At 72.0% G+C, this 23678-nt stretch carries 24 protein-coding genes; 10 read left to right on the forward strand and 14 right to left on the reverse strand.

Going from position 1 to position 23678, the window contains the following annotated elements:
- Positions 1-1230 carry an HNH endonuclease signature motif containing protein gene (locus tag ABJI51_RS37395; RefSeq protein WP_348955861.1) on the forward strand — a complete coding sequence of 410 codons (1230 nt, stop codon included), beginning with the start codon at positions 1-3 and terminating at the stop codon, positions 1228-1230.
- A 252-nt stretch (positions 1231-1482) separates the two neighbouring features.
- Here ABJI51_RS37395 and ABJI51_RS37400 read toward each other — a convergent pair whose 3' ends face one another.
- Positions 1483-1953 (reverse strand): DUF6194 family protein, encoded by a 471-nt coding sequence (locus ABJI51_RS37400; protein ID WP_348955862.1) that lies wholly within the window; start codon positions 1951-1953, stop codon positions 1483-1485.
- A 40-nt stretch (positions 1954-1993) separates the two neighbouring features.
- On the opposite strand from ABJI51_RS37400, the gene ABJI51_RS37405 reads away from it, so the two are divergent.
- On the forward strand, positions 1994-2710 hold the full coding sequence (locus tag ABJI51_RS37405) for a MerR family transcriptional regulator (protein WP_348955863.1): 717 nt from the start codon (positions 1994-1996) through the stop codon (positions 2708-2710).
- Here ABJI51_RS37405 and ABJI51_RS37410 read toward each other — a convergent pair.
- From ABJI51_RS37410 to ABJI51_RS37440, 7 genes are read right to left on the reverse strand one after another with little or no spacing between them, the layout of a single operon-like run.
- On the reverse strand, positions 2700-3758 hold the full coding sequence (locus tag ABJI51_RS37410) for a serine hydrolase domain-containing protein (RefSeq protein ID WP_348955864.1): 1059 nt from the start codon (positions 3756-3758) through the stop codon (positions 2700-2702). The genes ABJI51_RS37405 and ABJI51_RS37410 overlap by 11 nt on opposite strands.
- A gap of 45 nt (positions 3759-3803) precedes the next feature.
- Positions 3804-5174 carry a type VII secretion integral membrane protein EccD gene (gene eccD / locus ABJI51_RS37415; RefSeq protein WP_348955865.1) on the reverse strand — a complete coding sequence of 457 codons (1371 nt, stop codon included), beginning with the start codon at positions 5172-5174 and terminating at the stop codon, positions 3804-3806.
- The gene (locus ABJI51_RS37420) at positions 5174-5494 is read right to left on the reverse strand and encodes a YbaB/EbfC family nucleoid-associated protein (RefSeq protein WP_348955866.1); all 321 of its coding nucleotides are present in this window, start codon (positions 5492-5494) and stop codon (positions 5174-5176) included. The genes eccD and ABJI51_RS37420 overlap by 1 nt, the downstream gene beginning before the upstream one ends.
- Positions 5491-5964 (reverse strand): hypothetical protein, encoded by a 474-nt coding sequence (locus ABJI51_RS37425; protein WP_348955867.1) that lies wholly within the window; start codon positions 5962-5964, stop codon positions 5491-5493. Before ABJI51_RS37425 ends, ABJI51_RS37420 begins: the two co-directional genes overlap by 4 nt.
- Entirely contained in the window at positions 5958-7316 is a 1359-nt protein-coding gene (locus ABJI51_RS37430) for a WXG100 family type VII secretion target (protein ID WP_348955868.1), read from the reverse strand. Before ABJI51_RS37430 ends, ABJI51_RS37425 begins: the two co-directional genes overlap by 7 nt.
- A 3-nt stretch (positions 7317-7319) precedes the next feature.
- Complete coding sequence (locus tag ABJI51_RS37435) at positions 7320-8297, reverse strand: hypothetical protein (protein WP_348955869.1); 978 nt, start codon at positions 8295-8297, stop codon at positions 7320-7322.
- 30 nt (positions 8298-8327) lie between these two features.
- Positions 8328-9098, reverse strand: coding sequence for a WXG100 family type VII secretion target (locus ABJI51_RS37440; protein WP_348955870.1), 771 nt, complete (start codon positions 9096-9098; stop codon positions 8328-8330).
- Between the two features lie 145 nt (positions 9099-9243).
- Here ABJI51_RS37440 and eccCa point away from each other — a divergent pair, with 145 nt between their 5' ends.
- Positions 9244-13161 carry a type VII secretion protein EccCa gene (gene eccCa, locus ABJI51_RS37445; RefSeq protein ID WP_348955871.1) on the forward strand — a complete coding sequence of 1306 codons (3918 nt, stop codon included), beginning with the start codon at positions 9244-9246 and terminating at the stop codon, positions 13159-13161.
- A 115-nt stretch (positions 13162-13276) separates the two neighbouring features.
- On the opposite strand, the gene ABJI51_RS37450 is transcribed toward eccCa, so the two are convergent.
- Both ABJI51_RS37450 and ABJI51_RS37455 read right to left on the reverse strand, forming a co-directional pair.
- Entirely contained in the window at positions 13277-13777 is a 501-nt protein-coding gene (locus ABJI51_RS37450) for a hypothetical protein (RefSeq protein ID WP_348955872.1), read from the reverse strand.
- Between the two features lie 92 nt (positions 13778-13869).
- Positions 13870-14715 (reverse strand): HEAT repeat domain-containing protein, encoded by an 846-nt coding sequence (locus ABJI51_RS37455; protein WP_348955873.1) that lies wholly within the window; start codon positions 14713-14715, stop codon positions 13870-13872.
- 211 nt (positions 14716-14926) lie between these two features.
- Between ABJI51_RS37455 and ABJI51_RS37460 the strand changes: the two genes are divergently transcribed.
- On the forward strand, positions 14927-15631 hold the full coding sequence (locus tag ABJI51_RS37460; protein WP_431605701.1) for a S1 family peptidase: 705 nt from the start codon (positions 14927-14929) through the stop codon (positions 15629-15631).
- Between the two features lie 49 nt (positions 15632-15680).
- On the opposite strand, the gene ABJI51_RS37465 is transcribed toward ABJI51_RS37460, so the two are convergent.
- Positions 15681-17084, reverse strand: a complete 1404-nt coding sequence (locus ABJI51_RS37465; RefSeq protein WP_348955875.1) for a class I adenylate-forming enzyme family protein — start codon at positions 17082-17084, stop codon at positions 15681-15683.
- A gap of 30 nt (positions 17085-17114) precedes the next feature.
- On the reverse strand, positions 17115-18089 hold the full coding sequence (locus tag ABJI51_RS37470) for a hypothetical protein (RefSeq protein WP_348955876.1): 975 nt from the start codon (positions 18087-18089) through the stop codon (positions 17115-17117).
- A 216-nt stretch (positions 18090-18305) separates the two neighbouring features.
- Between ABJI51_RS37470 and ABJI51_RS37475 the strand changes: the two genes are divergently transcribed.
- The 6 genes from ABJI51_RS37475 to ABJI51_RS37500 all read left to right on the forward strand — a co-directional run bounded on the left by ABJI51_RS37475 (position 18306) and on the right by ABJI51_RS37500 (position 22364).
- Positions 18306-18650 (forward strand): WXG100 family type VII secretion target, encoded by a 345-nt coding sequence (locus tag ABJI51_RS37475; protein ID WP_348955877.1) that lies wholly within the window; start codon positions 18306-18308, stop codon positions 18648-18650.
- A gap of 18 nt (positions 18651-18668) precedes the next feature.
- Entirely contained in the window at positions 18669-18971 is a 303-nt protein-coding gene (locus ABJI51_RS37480) for a hypothetical protein (RefSeq protein ID WP_348955878.1), read from the forward strand.
- Between the two features lie 103 nt (positions 18972-19074).
- Complete coding sequence (locus ABJI51_RS37485) at positions 19075-19461, forward strand: hypothetical protein (protein ID WP_348955879.1); 387 nt, start codon at positions 19075-19077, stop codon at positions 19459-19461.
- On the forward strand, positions 19458-20762 hold the full coding sequence (locus ABJI51_RS37490; RefSeq protein WP_348955880.1) for a WXG100 family type VII secretion target: 1305 nt from the start codon (positions 19458-19460) through the stop codon (positions 20760-20762). Before ABJI51_RS37485 ends, ABJI51_RS37490 begins: the two co-directional genes overlap by 4 nt.
- Before the next feature lies 1 nt (position 20763).
- On the forward strand, positions 20764-22014 hold the full coding sequence (locus ABJI51_RS37495; RefSeq protein ID WP_348955881.1) for an alpha/beta hydrolase: 1251 nt from the start codon (positions 20764-20766) through the stop codon (positions 22012-22014).
- Entirely contained in the window at positions 22011-22364 is a 354-nt protein-coding gene (locus ABJI51_RS37500) for a hypothetical protein (RefSeq protein ID WP_348955882.1), read from the forward strand. The genes ABJI51_RS37495 and ABJI51_RS37500 overlap by 4 nt, the downstream gene beginning before the upstream one ends.
- 80 nt (positions 22365-22444) lie before the next feature.
- Here ABJI51_RS37500 and ABJI51_RS37505 read toward each other — a convergent pair whose 3' ends face one another.
- Both ABJI51_RS37505 and ABJI51_RS37510 read right to left on the reverse strand, forming a co-directional pair.
- Complete coding sequence (locus tag ABJI51_RS37505) at positions 22445-23326, reverse strand: IS3 family transposase (protein WP_348953521.1); 882 nt, start codon at positions 23324-23326, stop codon at positions 22445-22447.
- A complete protein-coding gene (locus tag ABJI51_RS37510) occupies positions 23323-23613 on the reverse strand; it encodes a transposase (RefSeq protein ID WP_348953522.1) in 291 nt (96 codons plus the stop codon). The genes ABJI51_RS37505 and ABJI51_RS37510 overlap by 4 nt, the downstream gene beginning before the upstream one ends.
- Between the last annotated feature and the right edge of the window lie 65 nt (positions 23614-23678).

Consider the following 23678-nt stretch of genomic DNA (forward strand, 5'->3'; position numbering starts at 1 on the left):
ATGACCACCAACGCTGTGTGGAACGCCGAACCGGAGGTCCTCGCCGACCTCCTCGGTGAGCTGTTCGCGCTCATGCGGTCCTGTGAAGCGGCGATCGGTGCTGTGGCTGTGGGGATTGAGCAGCGTGGGGTCATGGAGTTGTTCGGATATCGTTCTGTGGCGCGGTTTCTGGAGCATCTCGCCGATCTGCCTCGGCAGGCCGCTGAAGTCTTGGTGAAGCGGGCTCGGCAGCTTCATCCCGGGGTTGGCCTTGATGGCACGCCGATTCCGGCTTTGGCTCCCGAGGTTGGCGTGGTGGCGCGGGAGGGGCGGTTGAGCAACCCGATGATCGACACCATCGTTTCCGTGCTGCGGGATACTCCTCTTGAGCACCGGGATCGGGTGGAGCGGGATCTGCTGGGGTTTGCGGCTGATGCGGGGCACAAGCAGGTCGCCGCGTTGGGTGCGCGGATTCTGGCCCACCTTGTCCCGGATGGGCAGGAGCCGGTCGAGACCGAACCTGGACGGCCGGATCGGGAGTTGTCGTTGCGGCGCAAGAGATCCGGGGTGTGGGAGCTGCACGGCCGGTTCGACGATGAGACCGGGGCCCGGGCCAGTGCGGTGCTGGATGCCCTCGCTCAGCGGCGTGCCACCGATGAAGGCCCGGATCTGCGGTCGCCGATGGAACGCTACGGCGATGCGTTCTCCGACGCGATGGACCTCGCAGCCAACTCACCAGAGCTGCCCATGCAGGCCGGGGAACGGGCGCATGTGATGGTCGCGATCTCCCTAGAAGACTTGAAGACCGGCATCGGCACAGCCCTCCTCGGCGACACCGGCACCATCTCCGCCGCCGAAGCGCGGCTGCACGCCTGCGACTGCATGGTGATCCCGGCGGTGCTGGGCAGCCACAGCGAACCACTGGATGTCGGGCGGCTGCGGCGGCTCGTTCCACCCGGTATCCGCCGGGCGTTGTATCTGCGGGACCGGGGATGTGCGTTCCCGGGCTGTCATCGGCCGCCACGGCATTGCCAGGGTCACCACATCCGGCACTGGTCCGAAGGCGGGCCTACCGAGCTGGGGAACCTGGTGCTGATGTGTGCTCACCACCATCGGCTGCTGCATCGGTCTGGGTGGGACGTGCGGATCGCGGCCGACGGGTTACCGGAGTTCCTGCCACCAGTGTGGCTGGATCGGCGCCGAAAACCCCGGCGCAACAACCTCCACGAACCGCTGCCATTCGCAGCGTGACCGGGGACAGGCCCGCAGCCACACGGCTACGGGCCTACACCCACGCCCTCCCGGCCCCAGCGGCGACTCCCCACCCCACAACCAGTGCCCTGCGTCCCGGCAGGTGACCGGCCGCGCTGACGGTGCTTGCCTGCCGGGGACGGCGTTCCCCGCTGCTCGTGGCCCCGGCCCTCGCCACCCGCCGCAAACCCCTTGGGACTACCGGTCGAACTGCGCCGCCACCGGCAGCGCCCGCAGTATCGGGCCTGCTCGTCACCCGTCGTGGCCGGGAGCGGCGCCCGCCCGGGCCTTGGCCTTCTCGTGGGCTTCCCGCAGCAACCGGACCGCCAGCTCCGCCGTGCCGGGACCCGGGTTGACGATCGCCACCCAGCCCTGGGTCCGGTACACCGGGTGCGGTAGCACGACGTCCGCCTCCGCGTAGTTGCGCGGGGCCGCCTCCTCGCGGGGGTTCTCCCCCGTGAGTTCGCGGAACTTCGCCGTCCCCACGTGGATGTTCAGCCGCCAGCGGCCGGGCTCGTCGAGGCCGCTGCGGTCGTCGCCCGGGTAGTTCTTCGTCACGATCGTCGCGTACGGCTGCCTGCGCTGGGGCATCACGCCGTCGGGGGCGTAGTAGAAGAAGTGGTCTCCCCAGGTCAGCTCGGGAAACTCGCTGCCTTCGCCAGGGGCCACGTCGAGGATGCCGTCGAACTCGCTGATCGTCCGGAGGAGCTGATCCATACTCATGGTTCGAGTATGTGGTTCAAGTGCTTGTGGAGGGTTGGGGATGACCGGCATGACCACCGCGGCCGTGGCCGGCGCGGTGGGTTACTCCGTGCAGCAGGTGCGGGACCTCGAAGCCCAAGGCGTCCTCCCGGCGGCGACCCGGTCCCCGAACGGGTACCGGCAGTTCGGCGACGCCCACGTCCGCGCCCTCCGCGCGTACCGTGACCTCGCCCGGGCCGTGGGGCCCGTCGAGGCGCGGCGGGCGATGCGGGACGTCCGGCGGCTTCCGGCCGGCCAGGCCGCCGCGCTGCTCTGCGGACTGCACACCCGGCTCAACGACGAACGCGCGCAGGCCCTCGCCGCGCGGCAGGCCCTGGAGTCCATCCGTTCCGAGGCCGCCACCGAGGCACCGCCCGCCGACGGGGACGCCATGACCATCACCCAGCTCTCGCAGGCCCTCGGCGTCCGGGCCTCGACCCTCCGGTTCTGGGAGGACGAGGGCCTGGTGACCCCCGAACGGATCGCCACCCGGGCCGGGACCGCGCGCCGCTATCCGCCCGGCGCCGTCCGTGAAGCCCGCATCACCGCCGCGCTGCGGGCCGGTGGCTACCGCGTTCCGGACGTCCGGACCGCGCTCACCGCCGTCCGCGAACTGCACGACGTCGGGGACACCGTCGCCGCGCTCGACGCGCGGCTGGAGAACATCGGCCGGCGGGCCCTTGCGCTTCTGCGGGCGGGCAGCCTGCTGGCCGAGACCATCGAGACGGCTAGGCCATGACGCCGTCGTAGGCGGCCAGCACGACCTCCAGCCCGCGGGCGTAGCCGTCGTCCCAGCGCACCTGGTTCATCACGTACGCCACCGCCATGCGGTTGTCCGCGTCGACGAACACCACCGAACCACCCCAGCCGCCCCACGAACACGTGCGGTTCTCCAGCCGGAAGCCCAGCCCGTACCGCATCGGCGTGCCGAGCACGCAGTCCACTCCGCTGAACTGCTCCTCGAATACCCGCTCGCTGCCCGCGGCCGACAGCAGCCGCACGCCGCCGGCCGCCACTCCGCCACACGCCAGTGCCGACTGGACCGCCGCAACCGAACGGGCGTTGCCGTAGCCGTTGATCGCCGGGATCTCCGCCCGCCGCCAGGCCTCGGTGTGGGAATCCGCGACGCCGACCAGGAACCCCGGCGGCCGGTCGCCCTCGGGTGCCGGGATGAGCGGGGCCACGCGATGGTCGTGCCCGGCCGCCAGCCCGATGTGGAAGTCGGCGCCCACCGGGCCCGCCACCTCCTCGGCGAAGAACGTGCCGAGGCTGCGTCCCGTCACCCGGCGGACCACCTCGCCGACCAGGAACCCGAACGTGATCGAGTGGTAGCCACCCCGTGTGCCGGGTTCCCACTCCGGGGCCTGGGCCGCCAGCTTGGCCGTCATCGCCGCCCAGTCGAGCAGGTCGGCCGCCGCGATCGGGTCCGCGAAGTGCGGGAGGCCCGCGGTGTGCCCAAGCAGGTGGCGGACCAGCACTTTCTCCTTGCCCGCGGCCGCGAACTCCGGCCAGTACGCCGCCACCGGCGCGGCCAGGTCCAGCACACCGCGGTCGGCCAGGATCAGCGCGCACAGCGCCGTCATCGTCTTCGTGGTGGACCAGACCGTCGTGATCGTGTCCTGGTCCCAGGCCACCGTCCGTGCCGCGTCGGCGTACCCGCCCCACAGGTCCACCACCGGCTCGCCGTCGACGAACACCGCCGCGGAGACACCCCCGTCCAGCGAGGCCGTCAGGGCCTCGGCCACCTTCGCGAACCGGTCGTCGCAGCTCCCGTGGAGTTCGGCCATGACACCCAGCCAACTCCGGTTGCCACGGCCGTTCCACTCGTTTTTCTAGCCGCGGACGGCTTCGTACACCCCCGCGATCATGCCCACGAACGGCACCAGCGCCAGCAGCACCAGGAACTCCGTCACGTCCAGCAGCCGTGACCAGTAAGGGGACCGCAGCCCGCGCGCCACCCGCGTTGCGTACACCAGGCACACCACCGCCGCCACGACGACCGCGCAGCCCGCCGCGAACACCGCCGTCCGCTCGCCCGACGCCACCAGCCATCCCCCGGCGCACACCAGCGCGAGCACGCCGAAGCCGACCAGCACCAGCCGCTGCGCCCGGCCGGCGTACGAGCGCGACCGCAGGATCCACGCCAGGCCGAGCAACCCGGCCAGCCCGGCTTCCCATGGCCCGCCGGAAGACAGCACGACCGAAGCCGCAAGCACCACAAGCCCCAGCGCCACCAGCAGTCCCGTCAGCACGGACTGGGCCCGCGAAGTGCGGCCGATCATGTCCGCGCCCAGTGACGGCTGCTCGTCTGCGCGGAACGCCGCCATGTCGTCGGGCACGCGCGGCAGCGGCAGCCGGGCCAGGCGCAGCGCGAGCATCGGGGCCACTGCCGCCAGTGCCGTGGCCAGCACCGCCACGACCGCCGCCGCCGACAGCGCCGGGACGCCCGTCAGCAGCACCACGCCCGTGGTCAGCGCGCCGAAGCCCGCCGCGCCGGTGATCGCCGCGAACCACGGCAGCCGGTCGGCCACCGAAACCGCGGCCAGCACGCCGTACACCGTCACCGCGGCGAAGCCCGCCGCCAGCGGGCCCGCCGACAGCGAGAACAGCGGGTGCGGCGGCAGCACCGACATCCCCGCCAGCAGCGCGACCCCCACCCCGGCCAGCGAACCGGCCGCGCCGGCCTCCGCGTCGCCGTAGGCCCGGCTCAGCGCGCCGCCGCCGAGCAGCAGCACCAGCGCCAGGAGCCCGGTGCCGATCGGGGCCAGCACGCTGCCGGACGCCGCCGCCTGCACCAGCAGCCCGCCGGCCAGCAGCAGCACGACCGCCGCCACCAGCCCGGACCGGCGAGCCACCGCCGGTCCCCAGCCGCCGGAAGCGTCGGCGACGCTGGCGATCGAGTCGACGACGTCGTCGAACAGCAGCGGGCCCCGCGGGCGCTCCCGGGGCGTCAGGTGCAGTACTTCGCCGTCGCGGAGCTGGGCGGCCGCGACGCTCAGGCCGAGGGCCAGCGGCGCGCCGCCGAGCCGGGACAGGACCCAGCCGGGATGCTCGGCCGACGCCTGCCCCGCGGCACCGGCCAGCCGCACCAGCTGCGGCACCAGCTCGGCGAACGTCGACTGCTGCGGCAGCGCGACGTCGACGCGGGCCCTCGGCGTCACCACCGTGACCCGGCGCGTGGTGCCCGTGACCGACGCCGTCATCACACCTCTTTCGCGGCCGCGATCACCGGCGCGAACTTGGCGCTCGACGCCTCGGCGAGCTTCTGCAGCCCGGCGTTGACCGCTTCCAGGACGATCTCCGAGAGGTTGCGGGCGTCGTACTCGCGGATCGCGCGCGGGTCGATGTCGATCGAGGTGAACCGGCCGTCGCCGCGGAGGGTGACGGAGACCTCGTTCTGCCGCGAGTGCGCCTTGACCTCCATCGCCTCGACCGTGCGCTGGATCCGCTGGACCTCTTCGGTCTGCTTGCGCACCTGCGCGAGCAGCTCGTCCATGTCCGGCACCGCGTACGGATCGGTCACTGTTGCGTCCCTTCGTGCTGGCGGACGTGGAGGCTGTCCACGAACCGCTGGAAACCGGGTGCGAGCCGCCGCGCGGTCGCGGGCGCGGCCGTGCAGGCGAGTTCGAGCACCAGCCGGTCCGACGGCGTGGCGCCGGGGACGGTCAGGTGCACCTGGGTCTGGATCAGCTCTTCGCCTTCGCCGGTGCGCAGGCGCAGCAGCTGCAGGACGCCGGGCGCGGACGGCTCGCCGACGGCACGGCGGCTCAGGACGTCGAGCCCGGCGAGCGTCCGCGAAAGGCGTTCGACGGCTTCGGCGGCGACGGCGACGATCGGGGCGTCGTCGGGCCGCTGCTGCACGCTCACCGTGATGTTCGGCGTGAACTCCTCGCCCGGCACCGGATGCACGGCGACGAACACCGCGCCGGAATCGCCCGGGGCGACCGCGGTCCAGCCGTCCGGGATGACGAAGTCGAGGGGAAGCGTCACCACGACCCCACATACGCGACCGCGTCGTCCCACGCCGCTTCGACGGCGTCGGCGGCGTCGTGGGCGGCGTGGCTGACCGCGTCGACTGCGGCGCCGCCGTACTCGCCGATCGTGTGGCCGAGCTTCGGCAGGTCGATGTCGATCTTCGCGCCGACCCCGGCACCGACGCCGAGCGCCGCACCCAGCTTGAAGTTGACCTTGAGGTGCCCGGCGTCGTAGACGGCTTGGGCGTCGAGCTGCGCGCCGAGGCCGTACTGCAGGGTTCCGTTCGCGCCGACGCCGATGCCGGCGACGTCCGCGGCGACCTCGCCCTCGACCTTGCCGCCCACGAAGGCGTTGGCGTGCGCGCCGAAGCCGTGCGCGCCGATCGTGCCGGACGCACTCACCTCGCCACCGGCGAACACCGTGCCCTTGGCGTGCGCTTCGGCGACGCCCCAGGCCTGCTTGCCTTCGAGTTCCCCGTGCAGCGCCGCGAGTTCCGCGTGGCCGGACGCGCCCACGTCCCAGCCCTTCGACGTCACCTTGCCGTCGTACTCCGGGGACCAGCCGTCCTGCTCGTGCTGGAACTTGTAGTAGGTGATCTCGGTGTTTCGGGCGAGCTTTTCCTTGACGCCTTCCGGTTCCGGCCGCCCGAACGGCGTGTCCGCCTTCTTCGGCGCGCGGGTGCCTTCGAGGCCGTCCCAGGTGAGCTTCTTCCAGCCGGAGTTGCCGAACCACGACGGCACGGTCCGCGGCCGCTTCCGGCCGTCGAGGGGATCGCCGTTGAGCCAGCGCAGCGGGCCGCGGGCCCACTTGCCCAGCTCGTGTTCGAGGCGGCCGACGCCTTCGGGCGGGAACAGCTCGGCGAGCGCGTCGGCGAACTCGTCGACGACCTGACGGGCCGCGGCGGCGGCCTGTTCGCCGAGCTGCCGCGCGGCCTGGATGAACGCGCCGACCGCGGTGGAGTCGGCGAAGCGGGCCTGCGCGATCAGCTGCGTGGCGTACTGGTCGAACTGCGCGAGAACCGAGTCCACGGCGGCTTTCGCCGACCGCACGAGCACGCTCGCCGCCGCCAGCCGGTTCGCCTGGTCGCGGAGTTTCGCGGCGGTGCCGGAAAGCTCCCGGCCGAGTTCGCCCGCCGCGGCCGCGAACGCGCTGTAGGCGTCACCGTCCCAGTCCGCGTGCAGCTTCGCCGCGGACTCGCCGATTTCGCTCGCCTGGCGCGAAACCGCCGACGCCCGGGCCGCGACCCGCTGCGACGCGGCGGTCAGCACGCCGGGATCGCCGGTGACGCGCCGCTCGCACTCGACGAGGACGCGCCGGTACCCGGACAGCACCGAGCCGACCACGCCGGACGCGTCCACCGCGGCACCCATCGGTCAGTTCCCGGCCGCGTCGTAGCCGACGTGCTGGCTGAAGTGCCTGCCGTTGTAGTCCATGCTGATGTCGAGGTCGAAGTCCTTGCCGCCGGGAGCCTCCACAGTGGACTCACCGGTGGTGAGGTTGGTGTGGATCACGACCTCGTCGGCCGACACCGGCCGCGGCGCCGGGGCGGTGGTGCCGTGCGTCGGCGCGTTCACGGGAATCCAGCTGTTGGAGCTGGAGCTCGGCGAAGAGTTGGCGAGCGCGGGCGGGGTGTAGTCGGTGAACGACGGCTGCTGCTGCGGGATCCCCCCGCCGCTCCCGCCCGCCACCGCCTGCTGCCCCGACGGGCTCGCCACCGGCGGCGGGGTCTGCGGTGCCGTGACCGGGGTGCTGCCGATCGACGGCGGCGTCGCGCCCGAGCTGCCGGAGCCGTGGTGGAACAGCTTCTCGATCTCGCCGATGACCTGTGCGAGCGTGGTGACCTGCTGGGCGAGGTCGACCGCGCCGAGTGCCTTGAGCAGCGCGCCGATCGAGGTGATGAACGCCCGCAGCGACGCACTGGTCGCGGTCGACAAAGCGACCGCGGCGCCGTAGGTCCACCAGTTCGACATCAGCGCGGCGACCGTCGGGTTCACCGCCGAGACCACCGCGCGGTAGGCCTCCTGCGCGGTCCTGATCAGCGTTCCGGACACGCCGAGCAGCTCGGCGCCCTTCTCGACCACGGTGATGATCTTCGTCAGCTGGTCCAGCGAGTCGGAGATCTTCTTCAGCGCCGACTCGCTCGCCGCGCCCGACCAGATCTTCCCGAGCTGGTCGGCGGCCTTGGTCAGCTCGTGGTACATGCTCAGGAACTGCTCGGCCTTCTTGACCAGGTCGGCGACGTGCCGCGCGATCTGCTCGGGCTGCCCGGTGACGATCTGCGGCAGGATGGTGATCGGCCCGCCCGAGGACGCGGTCGCGTCCATCGCGCTGGAGTTCGGGAAAGTCAGCATCGGACCTCACAGTTCTCGAGGATCGGACGGTCAGACGACGGAGGCGGGCCGGTAGACGCTGACCTTCGCCAGCCCGCTGATGCGGGCGTCGAGCAGCCCGTGGTTGTAGAGGCGGCCGCCGTCGCCGGCAATGCCGATGACCGGCTGGCGGTCGGAGAACAGCAGCGGCTCGACCACGACGACGTCGCCGCTGTGCACGCCGCCGGGCACGTCGGAGAAGGTGCGCGCGGTGCCCGCGTAGACCTCGATCAGCCCGACGCGGGCCTGGTTGTCGGTGTCCCCGGCGAGCCAGTCGTTGAAGTCGGCGACACCGTTGAAGCGGGTGTCGGTGATCGGGTGGTCGCCGAGCCTGCCCAGCCGCGCGTCCCCGAGGTAGCGCAGCACGTTCCCGACCGACGACGGCTCGCCGTGGGCGCCCGCGCTGTCGTTGATGGCCAGGGTGGCCAGCTCGGAGGCGTGCGAACTGCCCCAGATCGAGGACGCCCCGCCTGCCGGGGCGTGCCCGCCGCCGTAGCCTGCGGCCACGTCCCGGTCGGCCGCCTGGTAGGCGTCGGCACTGGCCTTGACCAGGCCGTTGATCTGCTGCAGCAGCTGCAGCAGCGTCCGGACCGCGGTGACCTGGCTGGAGTGCAGGGCGGCGTTCGCGGCGGCGACCGCGCTGCCGAAGCTCGCGAACGACATCGGCTGGACGACCAGCCGTTCCAGGTCCGCGACGGCGTTGATGCCGTGGGCGATGATGCCGCCGACGTTCCCGACGGCAGAGCGCATCGCCTCGGGCTCCGCCCGGTACTCGCCGGCCATGGCTCTCCTTCCGCGGGTGGCTTGCCCGGCTGAGCGTAGGTTCGGCCCCGGAAGCGGGCGGACGGCAAAAGTACCCACCGCGGATGGACGGAAAGTGGCCAAAATACCGGTCAGCGCACCCCCGAACCGGAGCGAGCCTGACCCGATGAGCCTGCCTGCCGACCGACCGAGCGAGATCGTGCTGCAGTCCCCGCCGATGCTCCCGAAGAGCTCGTCCGGCGGGCTGGTGCAGCTGATGATGTTCCTGCCGATGATGCTCGGCATGGGCGCGATGTCGTTCGTCTACATCGGACGCGACGGCGGCGTGATGACGTGGATCTTCGGCGCGTTGTTCGTCTGCGCCATGGGCGGCATGGTCGTGCTGTCGCTGGGCCGCGGCGGGATGGCGAAGAAGGCGCAGATCAACGACGAGCGCCGCGACTACCAGCGGTACCTGTCCGGGCTGCGTGCCCAGGTCCGCGAGATCGCCGACGGCCAGCGCGCGGCGATGATCGCCGTCCAGCCCGACCCGGCCGACCTGTGGGCCTACGTCGAAACCGGCAAGCTGTGGGACCGCCGCCGCGGCGAACCGCAGTTCGCGCAGGTCCGCGCGGGCACCGGCCCGCAGCGGCTGGCGACGCCGCTGAAGGCACCGCAGACCGTGCCGCTGGAGGACCTGGACCCGGTGTCCTCCACCAGCCTCAAGCACTTCATCCGCACCTACTCCACGGTCGACGGCCTGCCGGTCGCGTTGTCGCTGCGTTCGTTCGCCGCGGTGACCGTCGCCGGGCGGCGGCCGGACGTGCTCGGCCTGGTGCGCGCGCTGCTGTGCCAGCTGGTCACCTTCCATTCGCCCGCCGACCTGCGGATCGCACTGTGCCTGCCGCCCGAACGGCAGCACGACTGGGAATGGGCGAAGTGGCTGCCGCACGCGACCGCGGCCACCGCCACCGACGCCGTCGGCCCCCGGCGCCTGGCCTCGGCCACCGCGGCCGGGCTCGCCGAGCTGCTGGGCGCGGACCTGGGCGAACGCCCGGCGTTCGCGCGCCGCGCGGCGGGCGAACTGGACCTGCCGCACCTGGTCGTGGTCGTCGACGGCGGCACCGCCCACGGTGAACCACGGCTGATCGGCGAGGACGGGCGCCTCGGCGTCACGGTGATCGAGATCGGGACCGAGCACCCGCGGACGTTCTCGACCGAGAGGCTGCTGAGCCTGCACACCGCGCCGGACTCGCTCGGCATGGTCGTCGGCGACGCGGCCGAGCAGCGGCTCGGGTTCCTCGGCCGCCCCGACGTCCTCGACCGCGGTGCCGCGGAAGCGCTGGCCCGGATGCTGACGCCGCTGCACACGCCCGCCGCCGTCGTCGGCGAGAAACCGATGTCCACGACGTTCGGGCTGGCCGGGCTGCTCGGCATCGGCGACCCGCGCGACACCGACACGGCCGTGACGTGGGCACCGCGGCCGCCACGCGACCGGCTGCGGATCCCGCTGGGCGTCAACCCCGAAGGCCGTCCGGTCGAGCTGGACCTCAAGGAGTCGGCCGAGGGCGGGATGGGGCCGCACGGCCTGGTCATCGGCGCGACCGGGTCCGGCAAGAGCGAGCTGCTGCGGACGCTGGTGACCGCGCTGGCCGTGACGCACTCGTCGGAGACGCTCAACCTCGCGCTGATCGACTTCAAGGGCGGGGCGACCTTCGCCGGGATGACCGGGCTGCCGCACACGTGCGCGGTGATCACGAACCTGTCCGACGACCTCGCGCTGGTCGACCGCATGGCCGACGCGCTCAACGGCGAGCTGCTGCGGCGGCAGGAACTGCTGCACGCGGCCGGGAACTACGCGTCGGTGCGCGACTACGAGAAGGCACGCGCGGACGGCGCGCCGCTCGAACCGCTGCCGTCGCTGCTGGTGATCATCGACGAGTTCAGCGAGCTGCTGTCGTCGCGGCCGGAGTTCATCGACCTGTTCGTCGCGATCGGCAGGCTCGGGCGGTCGCTGGGCATCCACCTGCTGCTGGCGTCGCAGCGGCTGGAGGAAGGCCGGTTGCGCGGGCTGGATTCCCATCTGTCGTACCGGATCGGGCTGCGGACGTTCTCGGCGGCGGAAAGCCGCGCGGTGCTGGGGGTCGCGGACGCCTACCACCTGCCGCCGGTGCCGGGGTCGGCGTACCTGAAGTCGGACACGGAAACGCTGGTCCGGCTCAAGGCGGCGTACGTGTCCGGTGAGCTGCCGCCGCGCAGCACGGTCGTGCGCGAGGACGGGCAGGAACTGGGAGTGCTGCCGTTTTCCCTTGCCACGGTGGAAATTCCGGTGACGACGGAAGTCTCTCCTCCGGAAACCGGAGGCACCGGCGAGACGATCATCGGCGCGATGCTGTCCCGGCTCGACGGCCCGCCCGCACACCAGATCTGGCTGCCGCCGCTGGCCGAGCCGCCGACGCTGGACCAGCTCCTGCCGCCGCTGGGCGAGGACGCCGCGCGCGGCCTGTGCCCGCTCGGCTGGGGCGGCAACGGGAAGCTGACGATTCCGGTGGCGCTGGTGGACAAGCCGTTCGAGCAGCGCCGCGACCTGCTGTGGGCCGACTTCTCCGGCGCGGCCGGGCACGCGCTGATCGTCGGCGCGCCGCAGAGCGGCAAGTCGACGCTGATGAAGGACATCGCGGGCATGCTGGCGCTGACGCACACCCCGGCCGAGGTCCAGCTGTTCGTGCTGGACATGGGCGGCGGCGCGCTGGCGCCGATCGCGGGCCTGCCGCACGTGTCCGGCTACGCCACGCGCCGGGACGCGCAGCGGTGCCGCCGGGTCGTCGCCGAGCTGACGACGTTGCTGGAGCAGCGCGAGGAGTTCTTCGCCGCACAGGGCATCGAGTCGATGGCGGCGTTCCGCGCCCGGCGTGCGGAACTCACCGAAAGCACCGACGGCCGCGAGTTCGGCGACGTGTTCCTGTTCGTGGACAACTGGACGACGATCCGCCAGGAGTACGAGCAGCTGGAGGAGCAGATCACCGGGCTGGCCGCGCGCGGGCTCGGGTTCGGCATCCACGTGGTCATCTCGCTCAACCAGTGGATCGGCGTCCGCGCACAGCTGCGCGACGCGATCGGCACCCGGTTCGAGCTGCGCCTGGGCGACCCGATGGACTCCTCGATCGACCGCAAGGTGGCGGCCAACGTCCCCGCCGACCGCCCCGGCCGCGGCCTCACGGCGGAGAAACTCCACTTCCTGGCGGCGCTCCCCCGCATCGACGGCGACCAGCGCCCGGACACGATCGGCGCGGGCGGTGTCGACCTGGTCCGGCGCATTTCCGAGGCGTGGCAAGGACCGCGTGCCCCGCAGGTCCGGCTCCTGCCGCCGGAGGTACCCCTGGACACGCTGCCGCCGGCGCCTTCGCGGCAGGTGACGCTGGGCATCGCGGAGTCGACGTTGCGCCCGGTCCACCTGGACTTCGCGGCCGACCCCCACTTCGTGGCCTTCGGCGACGTCGAGTCCGGCAAGAGTTCCCTGCTGCGCGCGCTGGCGCACGGCATCACGTCGGCGTACACCCCGGAAGAGGCGGCAATCATCGTCGCGGACTACCGGCGGGGCCTGCTGGGCGCGGTGTCCGAGCCGCACCTGCTGGGTTACGCGGGCACGGAAGACAAGCTGGCGAGCCTGATCGGCGAGTGCGCCCAAGCAATGCGGAATCGGTTGCCGGGACCGTCGGTGACGCCGGAGCAGTTGCGCAACCGCTCGTGGTGGCGCGGCCCGGAGCTGTTCGTGCTGGTGGACGACTACGAGCTGGTGGCAACGGTCGGGCGGAATCCGCTGCAGCCGTTGCTGGAGTTCCTCCCCCAGGCCCGCGACATCGGCCTGCACCTGATAATCGTCCGAGGCTCCGGCGGCGCCGGGCGTGCGTTGTTCGAGCCGGTCCTGCAGCGGTTGCGCGAGCTGGGCACCCCGGGTCTGATCATGTCGGGAGCCAAGGACGAGGGAGCGCTGCTGGCGGACGTCAAGCCGTCCCCGCAGCCACCGGGCCGGGGAACGCTGGTCTCGCGACGGCACGGGACCGGGCTGGTCCAGGTGGCGTGGACGAAACCGGTGGAGTCCTAGGCGAGCGCGACGAGTTCGTCGCCGTAGTCCTCAAGACGTCGTGCAGCGCGGACACCCTCAGCCGGCCACCCCGGAGCGAAGGCCTCGGGCCGGGCGAGCATCCGCCCCCCTGTGTTCATCGCACGGGCGCCGTCATTTCGGTGGCGAAGCGGTAGTAGCAGACCGCACGGTTCCTGCCGCCGTTCCCGGTTTGCGGAGTCATGACCTGAACGCGCGCCCCGGGAATCGGGCGGGCGGCGGCGGTGCAACGGTCCAGGGTCCGCTGGTAGGGCAGGTCTGGGCCGCCCATCTCCCCCTCGGCGAGCGGAAGCACGGCGAACGCCTCCGCGGTGTGCCCCTCGGTGCAGGAGGTCAGCAGCACGTCGACCTCCCCGTCTCCCGTCGGGGTCCAGAAGCACTGGCCCACGGTGACGTCGAGCCCGTGCGCGAAGCCCTCGGGCAGCCGCTCGCCCGGCGCGGTCGCAAAGACGGCCCGGAAGCCGAGCAGTCCGGCGAGCACGAGCAGGCCGGCAACGAGCGCCGCGACCACGGGGCGACGACGGCGGACCGGTTCCCGGCCGCGTTCGGTGCGCATCAGCTCTTCGAACAGCTCGGGATCGTGCTGTGGTGCGGACATCGGTTCCCCCCTCGTGGCAGCTACCCGTGAAACTGTAATGCCACGCTCACCGGGGACGGGGAACCAGGCTGCCGGATCATGCGGCGGAGGGTTCAGCCCAGCTTCTTGAGCGCCTTGCGTGCCTCGGTCCTGACGTTGTAGACCTCATTTTCGTCCCAAGTGGACGGAGGCTCGTCCAGCAGGGCCCGGATCCGGGGCTTCGCCTCGGTGTGGTTCAGCTTGCCCAGGGCCCGCACGGCCATGTGCGCGACCGAAGGATCGTCCAGCAGGCCCATCGCCACCGCAGCCGAACGGTCGTCCTTGAGCTTCGGCAACGCGCTGACCAGTTCCATCCGGGCTTCGCCGTACTTCGGGTCCGTGATGAGATCCAGGTACTCGTCGGCGACCGTAGGGTCGGCGAATTTGGCCAGGCCCAGGCCGATCGTCCACCGCAGATTTTCCCGCTCGTACTCGGTGACCTCATACCCAGCCGCTCTGCGCAGCTCGGGCAGATCGCGGAACAGCCTGAGGAACACCGGCCGGGCCTGCTTCTTGGCGAAGGCGAAGGACAACGTCCGCACCAGCTCAGCCATCAGCGGGAAGTAGTCCGTCCGGTCCAGCCACTCCACCAGCAGCGGCACCTGGGCCTTGTAGTCGAGCTTCTCCCCGTTGACCTGCAGCTGGTGCAGGTGCTCGACCACCAGGACGGGCAACCCGGCCTCCGCGAGGGAGGCGAGCAGGCCGCTCGCCTCCTCACGGTACTGCGGCAAGGACGGGTCGTTCTTGAGCTCGGCGATCCGCTCGGCCTGGAACCCCGGGTCGCTGGCGATACGGTCGACCACCTCGTGGTGGGGCAGCCCCGCGGCGCCGGGAAAGTTCTCGAACGGCGCCGGAGGATTCTCGGGCAGCTCGTAGTACTCCAGGATCGACTGGGCGATCTCATCCGTAGACGGACGCACTGGCTTGACTCCCCTCGTCAACGCCTTCATACCGGATGATCTCGCGCCGGCGGGCTACGACCCGCGGCACGCCCGGCGCTGCGGCTGAGCCGTCACGCTCGGCACCTTACCGACTTCGGTAGGTTCCGAAAATCTCTCACGGAACCTACGTTGACACCCGTCGCCCGGTTTCGGGGGCGACATCCGGATCACTCGGCCGAAGGGCATTTACATGCGCATGTCGAGGGCTGTGGCCGCGGTGGGTGCTGCCGCCGCGGCGCTGAGCGTCGTCTCCGCTGGGGTTGCGGACGCCCAGCAGGACATCATCGGCGGGACCACCGTGTCGTCCGCGCCGTGGGGCGCCCAGATCTACTGGAACAACGTCACCACCTATGGCGGTTTCGAGTGCTCGGGGACGATCATCGCCCCGCAGTGGGTGCTCACCGCCCGGCACTGCCTGAACTCGCCGGGCATGCACGTCAAGGTCGGCAGCGTGACCCTGCAGCAGGGCACGAACGCCAACGTCGACCAGCAGAAGGCCTCCCCGAACGGGGACATCGCGCTGCTGCACCTGACGACGGCCGTCAGCACCACCTACATGAAGCTCGGCACGGCGAACCCGCCGACCGGCTCCACCAACCAGATCTACGGCTGGGGCCGCACCCAGGGCAGCAGCCCGCCGTCGAGCACCCTCAAGACCGCCAACGTGCGCGTCACGGGCCTCAGCTCGGACGCCTACGGCGGCACGGCCATCGCCAGCCAGGGCATCAACGGCTCGGCGTGGCACGGCGACTCGGGCGGCCCGCAGCTCTACAACGGCGTCCAGGTCGGGGTGTGCTCCACGGGCAGCAACTCCGGTTCGAACCCGCAGGGCACGCAGAACTACGCCAGCATCGCATCCAGCCGCGCCTGGATCCAGCAGACCGCCGGCGTCTGACGTCAAGGCCTCCTTCCCGGGCTCGAGCGCCGGGAAGGAGGCCGTCACGTCAGTCCACAAGGGACCGGAGCAGTGCCGCCTTGTCGGGTTTTCCCGACGGGGCAACCGGAACCGAGTCCAGGAAGCTGAACCGCGCCGGGACCGCCGCCTCCCCCAGCTCCGCCGCCACCGCCTTGCGCACCTCCGCCAGGTCCGGTTCCCGGCCCGGCGCCGGGACCACGAACGCGTGCGCCGCTTCGCCCGTGCGCTCGTCCGGGACCGCCACGACGTACGCCTGGTCGACGTCCGGGCACGCCGCGATCGCCCGCTCGATCGGGCCCGCGTAGTGGACGATCGCGTTGACGATCACCACGTCCCGCGCCCGGCCGGACAGGTGCAGGTAGCCCGAAGCGTCGAGGTGCCCGAGGTCCTGCGTGCGCACCCAGCCGTCGCGCAGCACCGCCGCGCTCGCCGCCGGATCGCGCCAGTAGCCCGAGAACGCCGACGGCGTGCGCACCCAGACCTCGCCGTCGCGGATCTCGATTTCCACGGTGTCGCAAGCCTTTCCGACCGAACCCGGGCCCTCGTCGGCGCGGCAGAGCGTCAGCATCCCCGTCTCGGTCTGCCCGTACGCGTGGTGCATCGCGGGACCGATCCGCCGGGCCGCCTCGGCGAGCTTGTGCGGCGGCACCGGCGATCCCGCCACGATCAGCGTCCGCACGCCGCCCAGGTCGACGTCGGAGCCGCGCAGCACGTCCAGGACCTGGTGCAGGCGTGGCACCGTCATGAGTGCCGCGGTGATCCGCAGCCGCGGCAGCACCCACGGGAAGTCCGGCGGCTCCTCGGGGATCACCGCGGTGCCGCCCGCGAACAGCGTCACCGCCAGCTGCTCGACCATCACGGCGCTGGCCAGCGACCCGAACAGCAGGTACCGCCCGAATCCCGCGCCGAACCGTTCGTGGGCTGAGCCGGGCACCGGCGGCCGCCACACGCGGCCCTCGGTCAGCGCGCGGTAGCTGTGGGCCACGCCCTTCGGCACACCGGTGCTGCCGCTGGTGAACACGACCGTCGCGATGTCTTCCGGACGCCCTTGCGGCACCGGTTCTTCGTATGTAGCCAGCAGGTCGTCCAGCCACAGCACCGGCACCTCCGCAGGCGGAGCCGAGTCGACGACCAGCGCGGCGACGTCGGCCAGGATGTGCCGCAGCTGCGCCTCCGGCAGCCCGGGCCGCACCGCGACCGCGCGGGCGCCGAGCACGTGCACCGCCATCAGCGCGGCGAACCCTTCCGGCGTGACGCCGGTGGCGAGGCCGATGCCGTCGCCGGGTCCGAGCCCGGCCGCCCGCAGGCCCGCGGCGCACCGGCCGATCAGCTCCCGCAGCTCGCCGCGCGTGGTCACCCGCGCGCCGTGTTCGAACGCCGGGACGTCCGGCGTGCGCGCCAGCTCGTCCAGCAGTGCCTGCGGGTGGACCATCGTGACCGCCTTTCGCCCGGGCGTCCCGGTCTACCGGGCGGATCTCAGAATTTCGGCAGAAACCCGCGGCCGCACGACCACCGCGCCCGCCCCCAGGACCGCGCCGGTCAGCGCGGCGCCCGCGGCGAGGGTCCGGAAGTCCGGGTGCACGATCGACTGGCCGCGCAGAGCCTGCCAGGTGAGCAGCGCGAGCAGGCCCGCGTACCCCGCGCCCGCGATCCGGACGAGCCGGCGGCGGACCAGGTCGGACCCGAGCCCGGGGTACCGCCGGGCCAGCGCGAGCAGCCCGAACGCCACCAGGGGCAGCACCTGCAGGCCGTGGATGCCGGCGAAGTGCGGGATGCGCAGGTCGCCGCCCACGGTGCTCCAGCCGAGCACCGGCAGTCCCGGTCCGCCGTCCTCGACGCCGACGGAGTGGGCGCCGAACGTCGAGGGCCTGCCGCCCGCGTCCAGCACGGCCTGCTGCGCCGGTGACGGCGAGAAGATCAGCATCGCGATCGCCATCCCGGCCAGTGCCAGGCCCGTCCCCCAGCGCAGCGCCGAGTTCAGCGCCCGGTCCGGCAGCCGCTGGCACAGCAGCAGGACGACCACGGCGGCCGTCATGAGCCAGGCCGCATACGCGCCACCGGCGACGACGTTGTTAATCGCGACGTCGGCCGGAGTGGCCTTGTTGAAGTGCAGCGTGTGGCCGCGGAAGATCATCTGCACCACGATCAGCCCGACGTCGGCGCCGATGCCCGCGGCGAACACCGTGCCGAACCACCAGCCGGCGCGGCGGCCGCGGCGCACGTGCGTCAGCAGCCAGGCCAGCGTCAGCGCATACGTCCCCACCGAAACCGAGAACTTGAACGGTTTGAGCCAGATCGGCGCGTTGACCAGCGTGCGATCATCGAAGAGCAGGCCGAGCAGCGACGCCGCGCACAGCACCCCCATCGCCCCGGCGAGCACCACCAGCGGGCGGTGCCACGACCGGAGCGTGACCAGTGGATTCCCCTTGTCTGCCATGGCCTCCAGCCTGGCGGCGGGGTGTCCGCGAGGCACTGGAGCACGCCCCCGCAGGCAACGGGGGCAGGCCCTACCGCGGGCCTGTGGGTAATAGTGCCGTCAGCGCGACCGGCAGTTGTGCCGTTTGACCACAGTGGCCTCTTTTCTAGCGTGACTTTCACACCGCGCGGACCACCGCGCCCGGGGAATTCGCTTCAGGAAGGAGGTGGCCCGTCGATGTCCAGTCCGGGATTCCAGGCAGATTCCGCTGCCATGACGCGCGCCGTCCAGGGTTTCGAGGAAACCGCGACGAACGCCAAGTCCACGATGGCCAGCTTGGAGTCCGAGCTGACCGAGGCCCTGCGCAACTACAAGGGTGACCAGGCCGTGGCGTTCTGGGACCTCCAGCGGCGGCTCCAGGAGAAGATGAGCGTCGCGGTGAAGGAGCTCGACACGATGTCGCAGCTCGTGCACACCAGCCACGCGAACTACGGCCGCGGCGACGCCGACGTCCACCAGAGCTTCCAGGGGGTCGGCAACTCCCTCGAGGGCTCGGGCGTGATCCCCCGCCTCAACCCCTGACCCGAGAGGACGCCCACCATGGCCGACGTCGTCGAAATCAACTTCGCCGCGTTGCAGCACAGCTCGGCTTCCCTGGCCGCCAAGGCCAAGGCGCTCACCTCGCAGCTGGAGCAGCTGCACCAGAACCTGCAGCCGATCACCGCGACCTGGTACGCCTCCGGCAGCTCCGCCGGTGACGCGGCCCGCCAGGCCGAGACGCGCCTGCGCCAGGCCACCGCGGACATCGTCGCGATCATCGCGCAGTTCGGCGGCAAGGTCGGCGAGGCCCACGACCTCCAGCAGACGCTGGAGAACCGCAACCAGGGGCTGTTCGCGGGCTGACCCGCGCCCAGACGTCGGTCGGCCGGTGCGGGAAACCCCCCCGCTCGCACCGGCCGACCGGCTTTCCCCGTCCGCGATCGTGCGACAAGAGAGCCGGGATGCGATGCACGACCAGTCGTACTACGTCCACCTGGAATCGCTGAAGGACTTCGTGCGGGAGCTGGAAACCCAGATCCACGCGATGTCGAAACCGAACGACTTCCTGCTCACCCTCGGCCAGGAACCGCTGTTGTTCGGCGAGTTCGGCGAGGCGGGATCGCTGGCCGACGCCCACCGCGCCGCCGTCGCGGAGATGCAGGGCCTGCTCGACCAGGTCCGCAGCGCGATCGGGTTCGCACAGGAGGTCACCACCACGGTCGCCGACGGCTACGCCGGCGCCGACCAGGCGGTGGCCGGGGACCTGCACCACTCGGGCGCCGTCACCGGCCTGCTCGACCCCGTGCTCGGCCTGCTCGGTTCCGGGAACACCGACGGGAGCCGCCAGGGATGACGAACACCGCGCACACCAACTTCGCCGCCTTCAGCCATCAGCAGCTGTACGCGATGCTGCAGGCGGGCGACCCGAACAGCGCCCGGCACGCCGCCGAGAAGTGGAAGTCGACGGCGCTGCACCTGCACGACCAGGCCCACGACCTCACCGCCGAGCTGGTCGAGTTCCGGCAGCAGTGGACCGGCGGCGCGGCCGAGCAGTACCAGCGGATGATCGTCGACCTGGCGCACGGCATCGCGAAGGTCGCGCAGACCGCCGAGGCCATGAACGTCATGCTCGAGGACGCCGCCGACGCGCTGGTCAAGGCCAAGAAGGAGATGCCGCCGCCGGTCGCGGTGCCGGACGTCTCCCCCGCCGACGTCGCGCTCGCGGTGAACCCGCCGCTGCTGCCGCCGGACGCCTCGCCCGCGCTCGTGCAGGCCGCGGCGCAGCAGCGTCAGCAGGCGATCGCGAACGTCGAGGCGCAGCAGGCGGCCGCGAACGCCGCCGGGTCGGCGCACGGCCGGGCGATCGCCGTGATGACCGAGCTGGCCGGGGAGTACACCGCCGCCGAGGAGTCGATCCCGGCGTCGCCGAACGCGGTGCAGACACCCACTTCGCCGCCGTCCGGCGGTGGTGGCGCGGCGAGCGGCGGATCGCCGGGGCTCGTCGGCAACGGCGTCACCGACCCCGGCGTCGTCGTGACACCCGGCAGCGGGCACCCGCTGCCGTCCCCCGGCACGCCGCAGGCGCCGGGTACGCCCGCGCCGACGTCGAATCCGCTGTTCGGCGACATGTTCACCGCGGGGCTCGCCGCGGCTTCGGCCGCCGCGTTCGGCCGCTTCGGCTCGATCATGCCGAAGGTGCCGTCGTGGGCCACCGGCAAGGACCCGAAGGACAAGAAGGACGAAGAGCCGGACACGAAGCTGGGCGGGGGCGGCGCCGGCGTCGAGGGCGGGACCGGTGGCGGGATCCCGATCGGCGGCGGGGACGCGCCTTCGCTGGGCGGCGGCGGTGTTCCTGCCGGCGGCGGGCTGTCCGGTCCCGGCGAAGTTCCCGCGGCGCACTCCGGCCTGGCCGGCGACGGCGGCGCGGGCAACGCGCTGAGCGGGCTGGCCGGCGGCGCGGCCGGAGCCGTGGGCGCGGCCGCGGCCAAGAGCGCGATGCCGATGATGCCCATGATGCCGATGGGCATGGGCGGCGGCGGGGACCTCGGTTCCGGGCGGCGGATCCCGGCGTGGCTGGTCGAGACGGAGAACGTCTGGGGCCAGTCGGCACCGGTCGCGCCGCCGGTGATCGGCGAAGAGCCGGAAGCGTACTGACGTGACGGCTGCCGGATATCGCGTGGCACCCGCCCGCCTCGACGCGGTCGCCGGGGAGTTCGGCTCCCGCGTCGAGGCGCTGTCCGCGGTGGTGGACGAGAAGGTGCCCGCCACCGCCTTCGGCCAGGTCAGCGAGTCGGCGGCCGCGGCGAAGACGTTCGAGCAGACCATGACGGAGCTGGGCGGGAAGCTCGAAGCCCACGCGGCCCGGCTCCGCACCCTCCAAAGTGGACTAGTCGCGTCCGCGGCCGGCTACCGGCGGGCGGACGCCCAGGTCGCGGCGATGTACCGGGCACTGCTGCCCGAGGAACCCTTGCCGCGCGCGGGAAATCCGGCGGGCATCGGCGGCGCGGCCGACACCGGCGCGTGGGCGCACGCGATCGCGGGCAACCGCGTCAAGGTCGCCGACGCCCTGACGGCCGAGCGCCTGCGGCTGGCGTCCCTCACCGACGGCGACGAGATCGCCCGGTCGCGGGCACGGATCGGGCTGTACGAGGACATCCTCGCGCACGACCGGCAGATCCTGCGGTTCGACCCGGCCGGGAACGGCCGGATCGCCGAGCTGGTCGGGCACATCGAGCCGGGGACGCGGAACGTCGGGCTGTTCGTGCCCGGCGTCAACACGCAGCTGGCGAACTTCGACGCGTACGCGGGTCTCGGGCGCAGCCTGGTGGCCGCGGACCCGAGCGGGCGCACGGCGGTCGTCGTCTGGGCCGACGGGGTGTTCCCGCAGGGCCCGGTGGCGCAGGGGCCGGACGCGAGCTACGCGCGGGCGATGGCGCCGGACCTGAAGGCGTTCGCCGACGACCTGCGCGGCGAGATCGCGAGCCACGCGGGCCCGGACGTCACGCTGACGGCGATCGGGCACAGCTACGGCGGCGCGACGGTCGGGCTCGCCGAGACCCGCGGCCTCGACGTCGACCGCGTGCTGCACGTCGAGTCGGCGGGCATGGGGCACGGCGTGTGGTCGCCGTCGGACCTGCCGCCGAGCCAGGCGGGCGTCCAGCGGTTCTCGATGACGGCGCCGCTGGACCCGATCGTGCTCGCCCAGGGCAACGCGTGGGGCCTGGAGTGGACCGGCATCGGCCACGGCGCGGACCCGGACGTCTTCCCCGGCGTCACCGGGCTGCCGACCGGGCGGGACGCCGATGGCGACCCGCTGTGGGGCCTGTCGTCCCACAACGACGTGCTGAAGCCGGGTTCGGAGTCGTGGACGAACATCTACCGGGTGCTCACCGGCGGCCCGCGATGACCCCGGAGCTGAGCCGCCTGGCGGCCGAGCTGAGGTCGGTGATCGACGACATCGCGGCGGCATTCGGCGGCGAGGCCGACCGGACGGTCGACGGCGACCTGGACTGCGACCCGACCCGGCCGGGCCACCTGCTGTGCCACCAGTACGGAGTCCGCCTGGACCACCCGCCGGACCCGGAAACCCGCCTGGCCTCGCTCCTGCCGGAGCTGCACGAAGCAGGCTGGGAGTCCCACGACCGCAGCACCCCGGCCGAGCGAATCACCCGCTTCACCCGCAACGGCACGGACTTCACGATCCACATCGCCGGAGCGGTGACGATCATCGGCTCGACCCGCCCCGTCCCCGCCTGACCCGTGTCGACTCCCCAATCACGCGTGTCGACTCCCCAATCACGCGTGTGGAGTTGCCCCGGTGGGGCGGACACGGGGTTTCAGGCAGCTAGGGCCTGAGCGTAGTTGGTTCGGGTTTCGGCTGGGGTGTGGTGGCCGATGGTGGAGTGCAGCCGGTGGTGGTTGTAGTACTGCAGCCAGGTGAACACGTCGTGGCGGGCTTGGGCGCGGGTGGGCCAGATCGAGACACCGATCTCGGTTTTGAGGGTGGCGAAGAAGGCTTCGGCGACGGCGTTGTCGTAGCAGGACCCGACCCGCCCGACCGACGGGCGGATCCGGTGCTCGGCGAGGGCGGTGCGGAACTGGCCGGAGGTGTATTGGACGCCGCGGTCGGAGTGAAACACCGCATCAGGCTGGATGAGGCCGCGGGCGGTGGCGAGGTCTATGGCGTCGCAGACCAGGGTGGTGCGCATGTGGTCGGCCATGGCGTGGCCGATGATTTCGCGGGTGTGCAGGTCGATGACGGTGGCCAGGTAGAGCCAGCCTTGGAAGGTGGGCAGGCAGGTGATGTCCCCGACCAACCGGGTCCCGGGTGCGGTGGCGGTGAAGTCCCGGCGGATCAGATCGCCGGCTGGGGTGACCGGCCCGGCCGCGGGTCGGGTGGTGGTGCGGCGTTTGCGGCGGGTGATCCCGGCCAGCCCGTGTTCGCGCATCAGCCGCTCGACCCGCTTGTGATTCACCACGATCCCGCGGCGGTGGAGTTCGGCGGTGATCCGCGGGACGCCGTAGGCACCGCGGTGCTCGGCATGGATCCCGGCGATCACCTGCACCAGGTCGGCCTCGGCCTCGGCCCGCCGGGCACGGCCGGCTTCGGCGGCGACCCATTCGTGGAAGCCCTGCCGGCGCAGGCCCAGGACCTGGCACAACCGCTGCACACCGAACTCGGTGCGGTGTTCGGAGATGAACCGGTAGCGGTAGATCATCGATCCATCTCGCGCGCAAAATAGGCGGCCGCTTTCCGCAGGATCTCCTTCTCTTTCTGCAGCTCAGCGACCTGTTTACGCAACCGCGCCACCTCATCGAGGGTGGCCGGGTCCTCTGCTGGCGGGCCGGCCTCGGTGGCCTGCTTGGCGGTGTTCACCCACGAGCGCAGCGTCTCGTGGTTAACCCCCAGCTCCCTAGCGATCTGCCGCAACGGCCGGTCACTGGAGTTGACCAGCTCGACCGCGTCACGACGGAACTGCTCCGGATACTTCGACCTGCGAGACACCAGGACATCCTCCCTCCAGACCACTGTCTGGAATCAAGGTGTCCGGCCCCAGGGGGCAACTCCAC

It is taken from the genome of Amycolatopsis melonis, from assembly GCF_040064235.1.
Lineage (GTDB): Bacteria > Actinomycetota > Actinomycetes > Mycobacteriales > Pseudonocardiaceae > Amycolatopsis > Amycolatopsis melonis.